Raw genomic sequence first — 11,958 nt, forward strand, 5'->3', positions numbered from 1 at the left:
TATCTTCATCCGTTCCCCTCAACCACTTCCCCCGCCTCCGCAACGCTCAGCTCACCGGAGAGGAGTTTGGGAAGGAGAGTATCGCGTAGATTTGCAAGAGTGCGATTTTGTTGATCGTTACTATATTTTTGTGCAAAAATAGATGCAATCTGAGCGTCAAAAAATTTGAAGATTTTAATGTTTGGTATGACTTGACGACTCATATATGCATGATTTCTGTTTAGTCCAGGTACTGCTGAATCTGCTCCCAGATTTCCGAGATTTTGTAGGTTTAAAGCATAGTAGAAAAAATATAAACTTTTGATATGAGTTAGACAAACAACATAAAACGTAGTATCAATCGGGAAAAAATCAGCATGAGACCAAGTGACTATTCCAGGGTTACCTTTGCGCCCAACAATTATGCCTGGGCCTGAAACTAATTTTTTGTGATGCCAGCCAATAATCCCATTTGATCCAAAAACAGGAACCTCTCCGCCTTGGCGATCTTCAGCTTTAAGCGTTTTCCCATACGCAAGTTCGATCAAGTTGCCTAATGGGGCAACCTCCCACCCAGTCGGAATCTCCCCCAACTCCGACTCCACCAACCGATCCGGGAACAGCGCCAGCACCTCGCTAGTGAGCCCGAGCCGCTGGCAGATGGACTCCTCCGCTTCCCCGCTGGCTTTGGCGCGTACCGGGTCGAAGTCCACGAACCAGGATTTGAAGAGCGCCTGGGCGATGGCTTCCAAGGTGGCGTTCATGCGGCGGTTGAGTTCGATCTTGTCGTCGAGAGTGCCGAGGATATGGGCGATGCGCTTCTGCTCTGCGAGAGGGGGATGAAATATTGGGAGTGCCTCAAGCAATGGAATTCTCAGATTACTAACTGTTGATCCAGTGCCTTCGTTAACTTTAATCTCATGTTGAACCGCGTTCGATTGAATAGAGTAAAGTAAAAAGCGTGAATCGCATTTCTTCGGATCAGTGCGTAACATGACCATTCGCTGCCCTAAACAGCAGCGAAGTCCTTCAGGGATCATACATACTTCGCCCATAGGGGCTTCCCGTGTTAGTACTAGATCACCAGCCTTTAAGCGGGCTCGACGACTTCTCTGCTCATAGTGATCTTCATCAGTGAAACTTACAGTGCTTAGGTCGAGGCGACCTCCTCGGATATTTGGATTACGGAGGACAATCACACCGCTATCTGTCCAAAGTGGTGTCGAGTGTGGGCAGTCTGCAATCAGTTCACATAAGGCGACGAGGCGTTCAGTTTTCCATTCACTCGCCATAGCCCACCCCCGCCAGATCTTCTCGAATCGCCGTTTCCAGCGTCGCGGACTCGGCAAACTGTCCGTTTAGCTCCGCGACCAGTCGCGCCATCTTTTCCTCGTTTGTTTTCTCGCTCATTCCGATTCCTCCGGGAACGGGACTGCTCCTGCTTGGGCTTCTAGCTCCTCGATGGTGGGCAGCTTGCTCTGGAGGTTCTCTGGCAGGGAGCGGGTGAGTAACTCGGTGAGGTGCGTGGAGACGCCAATGGGCTTGCTCATGTCTCGCAGGGCGTACTCGGCCACGGTTGCGTTCTTGGTCTTGCAGAGGATCACCCCCAGCGAGGGCGCATCCCCCGTGTGCCGCAGGAGGTCGTCCACGGCAGACAGATAAAAATTCATCTTGCCCGCAAACTCCGGCTCGAAAGCACGCATCTTCAGGTCAATCACGACGTAGCAGCGCAGCTTCAAGTGATAAAAAAGCAAGTCCACGAAAAACTCGCTCTCACCGACCGTGAGCGGGTACTGGCTTCCTACAAACGCGAAGCCCTGGCCCAGCTCCAGCAGGAACTCGCGGATATGGACAAGGAGCCCGGCTTCCAGGTGGCGCTCGTGGGCATCGGCAGCGAGCGTGAGGAAATCGAAGCTATACGGGTCTTTCAGAAGCGCTTGCGCCAGATCGGACTGCGGCGACGGCAGAGTCTGGGCAAAGTTGGTGATCGCTTTTCCCAGACGCTCGTGGAGCTTCGTCTCGATCTGATGCTCCAACACCGTTCGTCCCCAGCCATTCTCGATGGCCTTTTGCGCGTACCACAATCGGGTCGGGACATCCTTGAGCTTCTCCAGCAGTACGACGTTTTGCCCCCAGGGAATTTGTCCCACGGCCTGTGGGACATTCTCTCCGACCTCGCGCCAAGCCCGGTAAAACGCCCGGACACGGTAAAGATTCGTGCGAGAGAAGCCCTCCATTCCGGGGAAGGCCGCTCTCAGATCATGGGCAAGGCGCTCGAAAACACGATCCCCCCAGTGATGATGCGCCTGCTCTTCGACGATGCGCTGTCCCAGCCACCAGTAGAAGGTAATCAGCTCGGTGTTGACCGCGACGGCGGCACGTACCTGTGCCGTCTGGACGCGCTCCTTGACCTCACGAAGAAACGGTTCGTAGCCAGCAGGGAGCAGCTCAGACGCCATAGCCAAGCCCTGCTAAGTTCTCGCGAATCGCCGTTTCTAGCTTCGCAGACTCCGCAAACTGGCCTGTCAGTTCTGCCACCAGCCGCGCCATTTTTTCCTCGAAGGGCTCCGCGTCCTCTTCCACATCCGCCGCGCCGACGTAGCGGCCAGGGGTGAGGACGTAGTCGTTCTTTCGAATCTCCTCCAGCGTCGCCGCGTAGCAGAAGCCCTTCTCGTCTTCATACTCGTCCTCCTGCCACGCATGGAACGTATCGGCCACCAGGTCAATATCCGCTTCCGAGAAGTCCCGCAGCACGCGGTCTTTCATGAAGCCCAGGTTCCGAGCATCAATAAACAGAAACTCCCCGCGCCGGTCGGTCTTCTTGTTCCGAGCGTTCTTGTTCTTAGTTAGAAACCAGATACAGGCGGGAATCTGCGTGTTGGTGAAGAGCTGGCCCGGCAGCGCCACCATGCACTCCACCAGATCGTTCTCGATGAACTGCTTGCGAATCTCCCCCTCGTTGTTCGTGTTCGACGACATCGAGCCATTGGCCAGCAAGAGCCCGACGCTCCCGTTGGGCGCGAGGTGATGCACCATGTGCTGAATCCAGGCGAAGTTCGCGTTGCCCGTCGGCGGGATGCCGTACTTCCAGCGCGGGTCATCGTCCTTGACGCCCTCGTTCCAGTCGCGCATGTTAAACGGGGGATTTGCCATGATGAAGTCGGCGCGAAGATCGGGGTGCTGGTCGCGGGTGTAAGTGCTCGCGGGCTCCTTGCCAAAGTCGTAGTCCATCCCCCGGATCGCCATGTTCATCGAGGCCAGCCGCCAGGTGGTAGGGTTGCTCTCCTGCCCATAGACCGAGATGCTCCCGATCTTGCCCCCGTGCTCCCCGATGAACTTCTCCGACGACACAAAGAAGCCCCCCGAGCCACAACACGGATCGTAGACCCGCCCGGCAAACGGCTGGAGCATCTCCACGATCAGGGTCACAATCGCCTTGGGCGTGTAGTATTGCCCGCCCTTCTTGCCCTCCGCAATCGCAAACTGCCCCAGGAAATACTCGTAGACATGGCCCAGAATATCCTTGGACTTCAGCGTCGCGTGCTGAAACGGGATCCCCGAGACCAGGTCAATCACTCCCGGATAGATCGAGTCAATCTGGCGGCTGGCGTAGCGCTTGTCCAGAATGTTCTTGAGCTTCGGGTTCTCCTTCTCCACCGCCTCCATCGCATCGTCAATCAGACGGCCCGCCCCCAGGAAACGGTACGCACCACCGCCGGGCAAAATGATCTCAGTCCCAACCCCGACCTTGGCATGGGCTTTGAGAAACTCCCAGCGCGCCACCGCAGGCACCCAGAAGACATTCTGTTCCGTGTAGTAGTCGCGCACCTCCAGCTCGGCGGCAATATCCGCCTCATCCTCCAAGTGGTAGTCGCTTGCGGGGTCGCGGAAGCTGGCCTCCAGCTCCAAGCGGTGCTGCGCGAACGTGTCGGAGATGTACTTCAGAAAGATAAGCCCGAGCACCACATGCTTGTACTCGGCGGCGTCCACACTGCCCCGGAGCCGATCCGCCGTCGCCCACAGGCGCTTGTCGAGATCGTTGAGAAATTGCTGTTCGTCTTGGTTCATAACGTGCTGTTCCCGTGATGCGGAAACGCCCCAAAAAGCATCTGATCATCCAGATGTTGGATTTGGAGAATAGGCAGGAGTGTCTGAGGGCAGCTAGCGGTTGAATATCTCATCGCACCATAACATCGGTTCTACAGTCAGCAAACGAAAAACTCGTGCCCTCTATTTCGCCAAGCGATCCGCAATTTCCTACGCGGAGATTGGATTCTCTACTCCAGTCCTTGCTGCTCACGCTGAGTGACCCGCCCATTGATGAAATTGATCGAGGCATAGGTCACCAGAGGTCTATTCTTCCAAGAATAACGAACCCATTGGGTATTGCTATTCGAGCCTGCCCCCATTATTTCACCAGGGCTTCCAACGACCGCTTGCACCTCGGAGATCGTCATCCCCTCTTTGATCTTCTTATACTGCTCTAGCGAGATGATGATTTTGACTTTAGGCTCTGGCCGAAGGCTCGCGATCCACTGCGGTAAGGACATAAAGCCCCAAACCAAGAAGCATAACCCGGCAATGAGGCCAAGCGCAAAACGGGCACTAATCTTACGGTTCATTTCTACAGACATCCTTCTCGCCTAAGTTGGCAGCGGAGGCAACAGGTTACCCTTGGCGATTGACTATCACCGCAATCCAGAGGGGCGCGTAGGGCGATGTGCAGCCCTTCGGGGTGGGGTAGTCGCGAAACACTCCCAGCTTCTCTCCGATGGCAAGGGCACGCTCCCGGTGCTCGGGGAAGTGAATGCCGATCTCAGCCAGGCTGTAGTTCATCGTCCACTGGGCAAGCGCGGGTGCACTACCCAATTCGGCCTCGATCCGATCCAGCAGGGCGGCCAGGTCTAGCCCCTGCGGGGACTTGATAATGCGCTCGGTGGTCAGGCTCCAGCCCGCACGTTGGGTCATCGGCTGGTCTGACTGCATCCAGCGCTGGCGCAGCTGCTCTTTCTGCGGGTGGAGTTTGATCACGTGCGTGCCTAGCCAGTCGGCGAGCAGGGAGGAAGTCAGGGCGGCCACCATCGCATCCAGCTCCTCAAGCGAAAACTCCTTGGGGCGCATCAGCAGGGTCGCCAGCAGCATCGCGTCCAGGTTCCCCGTCTGCCAAAGCTCCAGCGCGAGGCTATGATTGAGCTTGATGCTTTTGGCCAAGGTGCGCAAATCCCCCATCTTAACACCGAATTGGTTCTCACAGGCTCCATGCCTAGCATGCATTTCGCGTACTTTCTCGCTTCCCAGCGCCTCAAGCTGGCTCATCACTTCGTCTTTGTTCATGGTTGTCATTATACTTAGTCCCTCGTTGTACTTAGCCGCTTTTCCGTGCCCACCTCACTATCCCTAGTGCTACTCGACCTCTTCGGTACTCTGCCACCGTAAAAATTGCCGCGTGATCCCCCAGGTGGGCGCGTCGTCTTCGTGCCAACCCTCACCGAAGTCTGCAAGGACCCGGGTTACTTCCTCGTTGGTTGCCCTGTGCCGTGGTTCTTCGGCGTTTCTCTCAAGGCGAAAAGAGCGGGACGTGTCAAGGCTGGACATGCTCAAGCGTGTTCGATGGCGCACCGGCCAGCCAGGGGCGACAGGGCATTCTTCCACCGTACAAGCGACATGGAACCCGTCACGGTGCCGCCAGCAGGCACAGGCATCTCGCATCAACTTTATCAGGGGCGCAACAGGAACAGAAATCCAGCCCTCGCCTGTCGGCGTAGGTGGTTCGGGAGATTCGGTTGCTCGTGGCCTTTTCCCAATTTCCTTGACCTGTGCTTCAAGCCGCTTGTATGCCCTCGACTTCGGATTGAGGACTTCCCGCTTTTTGGCCATGGAAGGTTTCGGCTTGGTGGGCGGCACCTCATTCATATAGCCCCAAGTACCCATCAGGTACCGGGACAGAAGATTGACGATCACCCTCAACTGTTTCTCTAAGGGAAAGGCCACGTTCAGATGAAGGAGAGGGTTTGGCTCTCGCTCCAACATCCCCTCACACTGGTTAGGATCGTCGAAGGTGACTACCTCGACACCGAGCTTGTGCGCGACTCTCCGCCACGTTTCGAGCTGCTTCGGATCGTCGCTTCCCAGCAGCTCCTGGAAGTAGCCCACCATGTTTTGCGCTGCCTCACCCATTCTTTCCTCGGTACCATGAGCAGGATTGGGCTTCATGCTCACAAATGCCGGTTTCTTCACTCGGTTCTTATTTTTTCCTACGGTTTTCATCAGGTTCTTACCTTCTTTCTCAATCTTAAGTTTGCTCAATCATTACAAAAAATATGGTCCACATGATCGGTTTGGCACACGTTCCGCGCGGAACCTCCCTCCGACTCTTCGCACACCAGCTGATCCTCGACACGCACCGCGAGCTTGTGGCGCTCGCGTTCGTTGTCCCAGCCTGGGCCTTCGATGTGCACTTCCGAAGCCCAGAACAGTTCGGCGGCGACTTCGGCGATCATGAGGCGCTGGGCGAGCTCATGGCTGACCTTGCGGACAAAGGCACGGCCCGCACTTGGGGTGATCAAGATAATGTCCATGCTCACGGCGATCTCCGAAAGATCGAAGAAGGCCGCGCCGTCGTCGTCGGGGCGTTTGGGGTTGTCTATGATGACGATGAGGCACAGCATCATGGTTGTGGCGACAAACATCTCCAGCTCGGTCGGGGCGCGTTCTTCGGGGATGCGGGCCAGGCAGCGGATGCGCTGGACGATCCAGTTGACGACGTCGCTTTTCTCGTTTTCGGTGGTGGCCCCCGGTGCAGGATGCGCGTCGGCTTGCTCTGGTCGGCGATGCGCTCCAGCTCGTCCTGATCGTCTTCGTCGTCGCCGTAGTTTGGGCACAGCTCACGGACGAGCTGCGTCAATTCACGGGGTTCTTCTTTTCTTTCTTGTCCCATGCTTTTGCAGTATATCAAACATTTGTTTGTATTGCCCCAGCAAAGGCGCTATAATCGGGATAGACTCGGCAGCGTGGGCTCGTGCCCGAAAAGCGGCCACTATGCGGAAAGAGGAAAGACGAGATGGCATCAGGATTTGGGATTTCGAGTAAGGGCAAGCACAACGGCGCAGGCGAGGAGCTTCAGGACATTGACTGGGACAACCAGCCCGCGCAGCCGGTGCGTGGTGGGATGAAGGCGCAGGCTCCCCCACCAAGGCCAGTTGATCCGTGGGGCGACTCACAGCTCGTGGACGATGACGTGAGCCAGCTTCCTACGAGTGAGGGCAAGGCGGGCCGGGAGTCGGCGGCGAGCTGGGGCGGTGAGGAGCAGGACATGGGGGCGGATGTCGGCGCGGCGCAGGTGAAGATGGGCAACAAGAAGACCGAGGACACGAATAATGGGGTGAAGGTGAAGAAAACACCATTGCCAGGGAAGCGCTGAGGCGGGAGAGCTATCTCTGGAACCAGGTTCTGACGGCCACCGAAAATCGGGTTATGTGATTCTTCCTGTTGAGAGTAGTTGCTGTCAACAGGCTAAATCACATGACCGGATCGGGGGTATTTCTAGAGGGATTTGGAGAGGCGCCGATCAGAATCGAACTGATGCATAAAGGTTTTGCAGACCTCTCCCTTACCACTTGGGCACGGCGCCTTGTGCAGGGAAGTCTATCATGTCACCCGATCGCTGGCAAGCCTGACGAATGGATTTTCTGACACCCCTTCTTCTGGCACATCTATTGCCTAACTCCTAGTACTATGCGTGATGCACGAGAGTATAGCGCCCAGACTGGTGAGGCAATGCGATGGTTCTTGTTTATCTGGGTTGTGCTTCTTCCCTGGATCTCTCTGGCAATGCTTGGCGCTTGGCTCACCCTGATAACATCGTGTGGCGGTGTCGCGTTCTGGCTCTGGTGGGTCTCTCTGCCAGTGGGCCTGAACCGCCGCCCCGCGACCTGGATTCTGACATTCTTGCTTATCTGTAGTAGCGCCAGCACACTGCTACTAGCCACCAATCAGCTCCACTTTTCACCGTAGCTGACGCTACTCGCCGTAGGCACGCGCTAGCAGCTCTACGGGATGCAGGATCTTTGGTGCCGCTATGTTTTTGGGGAGCCCCTGCTCAATCCAGGCGAGACAACCGGGGTTTCCGGTGACAATAATCTCGGCACCTGTTGCCAGGAGGTTCTCCACTTTCTTATTCTGAAGCTGGCCGGCAAGCTGCGGCTGAAGGTAGTTGTAGACACCTGCGCTACCACAGCACTGATCAGCGTCCACACACTCCACATACTCGATTCCAGGGATCATCTTGAGGAGCGTTCGGGGAGCATCCGCGATCTTTTGCCCATGCCGTAGATGACAGGCATCGTGGTAGGTGATGCGTGTCTGAATCCAGCGTGTCATGGGGCGTGGCTCGATCTCCATCAGATACTCGGTAATATCCTTGACCTTCGCCGCAAACGCAGCAGCTCGATCCGCCCACTCGAGGTCGTCTTTGAGCAAGTGCGTGTAGTCTTTTAAAAACGAGCCACAGCCTGCCGAATTCAGGATGAGGGCATCGTAGTCCGTGCCCTCGAACGAAGCGATGAGTGTACGCGCCAGCTCTTTGGCCCCTTCCAGCTTCCCCTGATGACCATGGAGGGCTCCGCAGCAGGTCTGGTTCCTGGGGACATGGACATCCAGGCCATTGGCGGCCAGCACCTGCGCGGTTGCGGTATGGACAGGGCTGTACAAAACGCTCATCACGCAGCCGGTGAGCAGCGCCACTTTCCCGCGTTTCTCGCCCCGTGCCCGTATCAGCTCAGGAAGCGGTGCGGAGGCTTTCTCCAGGTCCGCGGGGAGCGGGAGCTGAGTATCTGTGGGAAGTCCGACAAACCTTGCCGCGAACGCGGGAATCTTCCCTCCCGTGAGCCGCCCAGCCTTCAGCGCGAGCTTCATCTTCTTGGGATCGGTAAGCAGCATGAGAAGCCCTTCGCGGAGGACGCGTTCGCCCGTGGTGCGGGCCACCTGTTGCTCCTGTTCGTTGCGAAAGTGCTCTAAAAGATGCCCATACGGCACGCCGGAGGGGCACGCAGTCTCGCACGCGCGGCACCCGAGGCAGCGATCCAGATGGTACCCGACGCCGCCGGGCTGACTCGCCTCTTCTCCCACCATCGGGAGCTTGCCTTCCGAGACGCTGCGCATCAAGACCAATCGCCCCCGGGGGCTGTCTGCTTCATCGCCCGTTACCCGATAGGTCGGGCAGGCATCCAGACAGAAACCGCAGTGCACACAGCTCAAGAGCCCTTTTTCGACATCCGCTTCCTTCATTGCTCGCTATTGTACCCGCCAACCCAACCATTCGGGGAGAGTCGGCTACATAATAGGCAGATGCGCAAAACAAGCCCTGCCCCTGATCCCTTCGCCTGCCTCTTTGAGCGCTTCGGTGGGGAGATTCTGGGCCTGCTGATCCGGCTTACACACGGGGACAGAGCCGAAGCCGAGGATCTCACGCAAGAGACGTTTGTGGCGGCGTTCCAGGGCCAGCGCGGTTACTCGGGCCGCGTCCCGCTCCGCGCCTGGCTGGCAGGAATCGCGGTTCGACGGTTACGGGATCGTCAGCGACGCCCCCGCCCCAAGCAAGTTGTGCTGATTACGGAGCCCCCTGCGCCAGAAGCGACGGAGCGCGATGTCACTCAGCGCGTGATCCTAGAGCAAGCGCTCGCTCAGCTCCCGGACTCCCAACAGGCAGCGATCTTGCTAGTGCTTGTGCGCGGCCTCACGTACAAAGAAGCCGCCAGCGTCCTGGGGGAACCCGAGGGAACCATCAAGTGGCGCGTCTCGGAGGCGAGCAAGAAGCTCCGCGCCCTACTGTCCGAAATGGAGAACGAAAAATGAGAGATTGCCCGGAAGAGAAGCTCGTATTGCTTGTCAATAGTCGGCTCAGCGGACTTGCAAAATGGCAGACCGAGCGCCACCTGAAAGCCTGCCCGCGCTGCCAGCGCAGTATGACTGAGATCACTACGCTCAGCCAGAGCTTGCTCGCTTTGACCACGGACGCTCCCCGTCTCGCACTGGCACAGCGTATTGTGCATCCGCAGAGTCAGCAGAGTCAGAGTGTGGCATCTCCACGGAAACTCTATCCCCTTCTCGCACCGCTCCTGGGAATGGCTCTGGGGTTGCTGCTCACCTTGAGCTTGAAAACTGATTCGGGAGCGCAAGCAATCACTGTCGGTGCGACAACAGGACTGGTTCTGGGCAGTTTGGTTGGGTTGTTCCTCTGGCTCCTAAAACGCGTACGCTTCACCGTCATTCTTCCCTTGCTCACGAGCGTGCTGGGCCTGCTGAGCGTCCCTCTCTGGATACAGCCCCGCCCCAGCACAACGGCCACTATCGAGCTAGCCCACCCACAAAATGCTTCCGCCCTACTCGATCACGACACGGTCGGGACTTTGATCCAGTTTCTGGAGCCTCCTCAAACAGGCAGAACATTCTCCAGTTCCCGATACACAAGCTGGAGCTTACCCCCCGGACAGGAAATAACCCACTTCACTCTTACGGGTTATGGTGCCTATAAAGACGATCCAACACAACAAATTCAACGACTCCAGGAGTGGATAACGACACTGCAAGAAACCCCGCTCCTCGCGAAGGCCGGATGGGAGCTTCGTGTTATCGAGCCCCCCCACGAGGCAGTTCTAAAGCCGAGTCGCAATCAAGTGCTCTACGACTGCTGTATGGCTTTTCTCGTCGGCCTGATCTTTGGGCTTGCAATTCTCTTGCTGCTGTGGCTAGGCAATGTCCTACCGGGTGGCCGAGTCGGTTGCATCGTTGCGGGGACTCTGGTTGGTTTCTTGCCGAGCCTCTCTCCCCAACTGCGCTTCTCCGCACGGTCGGGCTTCCGGCCCACCGTGAGCGCCACGGCATCGTTTCGGATCACCGCTTTGCCAAACCAGCCCACACTAAATTCGACGCAGCGGGTTCATCTTCTCTTTTGCCTCACGCAACAAGGCGCTAGACGCATCCAAGACTATACGGACAAGGAAACGGTTACCCTCACCCTCGAAAGCTCCGATGTGGCGCAGCTGAGGCAAGAGCTTGAAAAAATCAGTAAGTCCAAGCTGATGCAGGTTCTCGGCCAGCGCATTGAGCAAGTCGGGACGATACAAACCAAGACAACCACTACCCGACCATGGAACGTTACAACATTCTGGGCCAACCAGCTTCAAAGCACTTTTTGGGGACTCCTAGCGGGACTATTCATGGCCTTCACCCGTCGGCGCTGAGTTTCCGGTTTGGCAGGGCGCGGCAGAGTCTCTGGGTAGAAAATTTCTTTCTGTCTCAAATTTCGTGATGCATCTCCGAGGCAACAAGTTGCTCTCGCTAAGCGCTTCGCGAGGCACTCTCCGAGTGCAGGCACTCGCTTCCCCCACCCGTGAGGGCGACCGGCGCAGAGAGGAACGAACGAAGCCCTCAGCGAGAGGGACTTGTCCCCTCGAAAAAACATTCGAAAAAACAGCACGAGATTTACGAAAGTAAGAAAAATTTTGGAGAGAAAAGAGAGATCACACAAAATGCCCACTGTCGCTGTTTTTCGAGATGGACTGCTCGCCCGCCGTCGCCCGGAGCTCTTAGAGCCCAAAGATGCCGAGAAGATGGTGCGCGCGATGAACAGGCTGCCGACTATTTTAGAGGCCTGGGTGCAGACCGTGCCCCGCAGTCGCCGTAAGCTGGTGTGCTGGCTCCCAAGCAGCGAGCGGGCGCATACCGCAATGGAGAACGCCCTGCTGTCCACAGAGCAGAAAAAAGCGCGGGACGAAGGCGTGGGATTTATCTGGTCACCGACGGTTTTCGGCCCGGAGGTGCGCGCCTGCTACAACCCCCGGAGCAAAAACGCCTACTTGGTGACCCACGAAGGCGGTCAGCACTACCGCTGCCAGTGCCCACGGTTCCAGAGCGCCGGGATCTGTAAACATAGCTGCGCGGCAAAAATCCGACAAACGGCGGATTGATTAGGACTGTCTT

General features: G+C 57.1%; 14 protein-coding genes and 1 tRNA gene. 6 read left to right on the forward strand and 9 right to left on the reverse strand.

What is annotated here, in order from left to right:
* Positions 1-5: 5 nt before the first annotated feature.
* From ACH2EH_RS14535 to ACH2EH_RS14565, 7 genes are all read right to left on the reverse strand, one after another.
* On the reverse strand, positions 6-1,271 hold the full coding sequence (locus ACH2EH_RS14535) for a restriction endonuclease subunit S (protein ID WP_395142764.1): 1,266 nt from the start codon (positions 1,269-1,271) through the stop codon (positions 6-8).
* Positions 1,261-1,389 (reverse strand): hypothetical protein, encoded by a 129-nt coding sequence (locus ACH2EH_RS14540; RefSeq protein WP_395142765.1) that lies wholly within the window; start codon positions 1,387-1,389, stop codon positions 1,261-1,263. The genes ACH2EH_RS14535 and ACH2EH_RS14540 overlap by 11 nt, the downstream gene beginning before the upstream one ends.
* Positions 1,386-2,438 carry a YhcG family protein gene (locus tag ACH2EH_RS14545; RefSeq protein ID WP_395142766.1) on the reverse strand — a complete coding sequence of 351 codons (1,053 nt, stop codon included), beginning with the start codon at positions 2,436-2,438 and terminating at the stop codon, positions 1,386-1,388. Before ACH2EH_RS14545 ends, ACH2EH_RS14540 begins: the two co-directional genes overlap by 4 nt.
* Positions 2,428-4,047 carry a type I restriction-modification system subunit M gene (locus ACH2EH_RS14550; RefSeq protein WP_395142767.1) on the reverse strand — a complete coding sequence of 540 codons (1,620 nt, stop codon included), beginning with the start codon at positions 4,045-4,047 and terminating at the stop codon, positions 2,428-2,430. The genes ACH2EH_RS14545 and ACH2EH_RS14550 overlap by 11 nt, the downstream gene beginning before the upstream one ends.
* Positions 4,048-4,256: 209 nt before the next feature.
* A complete protein-coding gene (locus ACH2EH_RS14555) occupies positions 4,257-4,601 on the reverse strand; it encodes a hypothetical protein (RefSeq protein ID WP_395142768.1) in 345 nt (114 codons plus the stop codon).
* Between the two features lie 46 nt (positions 4,602-4,647).
* The gene (locus ACH2EH_RS14560) at positions 4,648-5,313 is read right to left on the reverse strand and encodes a DNA alkylation repair protein (protein WP_395142769.1); all 666 of its coding nucleotides are present in this window, start codon (positions 5,311-5,313) and stop codon (positions 4,648-4,650) included.
* Positions 5,314-5,382: 69 nt separating this feature from the next.
* Complete coding sequence (locus ACH2EH_RS14565; protein ID WP_395142770.1) at positions 5,383-6,285, reverse strand: hypothetical protein; 903 nt, start codon at positions 6,283-6,285, stop codon at positions 5,383-5,385.
* A gap of 23 nt (positions 6,286-6,308) precedes the next feature.
* Between ACH2EH_RS14565 and ACH2EH_RS14570 the strand changes: the two genes are divergently transcribed.
* Together ACH2EH_RS14570 and ACH2EH_RS14575 are read left to right on the forward strand one after the other, a co-directional pair.
* Positions 6,309-6,830, forward strand: a complete 522-nt coding sequence (locus tag ACH2EH_RS14570; protein WP_395142771.1) for a hypothetical protein — start codon at positions 6,309-6,311, stop codon at positions 6,828-6,830.
* A gap of 209 nt (positions 6,831-7,039) precedes the next feature.
* On the forward strand, positions 7,040-7,399 hold the full coding sequence (locus ACH2EH_RS14575; protein ID WP_395142772.1) for a hypothetical protein: 360 nt from the start codon (positions 7,040-7,042) through the stop codon (positions 7,397-7,399).
* Positions 7,400-7,537: 138 nt separating this feature from the next.
* Here the strand turns inward: ACH2EH_RS14575 and ACH2EH_RS14580 are convergent.
* A tRNA-Cys gene (locus ACH2EH_RS14580) sits at positions 7,538-7,609 on the reverse strand.
* Positions 7,610-7,713: 104 nt separating this feature from the next.
* On the opposite strand from ACH2EH_RS14580, the gene ACH2EH_RS14585 reads away from it, so the two are divergent.
* Positions 7,714-7,992 carry a hypothetical protein gene (locus tag ACH2EH_RS14585; RefSeq protein ID WP_395142773.1) on the forward strand — a complete coding sequence of 93 codons (279 nt, stop codon included), beginning with the start codon at positions 7,714-7,716 and terminating at the stop codon, positions 7,990-7,992.
* Between the two features lie 6 nt (positions 7,993-7,998).
* On the opposite strand, the gene ACH2EH_RS14590 is transcribed toward ACH2EH_RS14585, so the two are convergent.
* Positions 7,999-9,264 carry a (Fe-S)-binding protein gene (locus tag ACH2EH_RS14590; protein ID WP_395142774.1) on the reverse strand — a complete coding sequence of 422 codons (1,266 nt, stop codon included), beginning with the start codon at positions 9,262-9,264 and terminating at the stop codon, positions 7,999-8,001.
* 60 nt (positions 9,265-9,324) lie between these two features.
* Here ACH2EH_RS14590 and ACH2EH_RS14595 point away from each other — a divergent pair, with 60 nt between their 5' ends.
* From ACH2EH_RS14595 to ACH2EH_RS14605, 3 genes are all read left to right on the forward strand, one after another.
* Positions 9,325-9,831: an RNA polymerase sigma factor gene (locus tag ACH2EH_RS14595; RefSeq protein WP_395142775.1), complete on the forward strand. Its 507-nt coding sequence runs from the start codon at positions 9,325-9,327 to the stop codon at positions 9,829-9,831.
* Positions 9,828-11,219: a hypothetical protein gene (locus tag ACH2EH_RS14600; protein ID WP_395142776.1), complete on the forward strand. Its 1,392-nt coding sequence runs from the start codon at positions 9,828-9,830 to the stop codon at positions 11,217-11,219. The genes ACH2EH_RS14595 and ACH2EH_RS14600 overlap by 4 nt, the downstream gene beginning before the upstream one ends.
* Before the next feature lie 288 nt (positions 11,220-11,507).
* Positions 11,508-11,945 carry an SWIM zinc finger family protein gene (locus ACH2EH_RS14605; protein ID WP_395142777.1) on the forward strand — a complete coding sequence of 146 codons (438 nt, stop codon included), beginning with the start codon at positions 11,508-11,510 and terminating at the stop codon, positions 11,943-11,945.
* Positions 11,946-11,958: the final 13 nt, after the last annotated feature.

Source organism: Armatimonas sp. (assembly GCF_043760365.1).
Classification (GTDB): domain Bacteria; phylum Armatimonadota; class Armatimonadia; order Armatimonadales; family Armatimonadaceae; genus Armatimonas.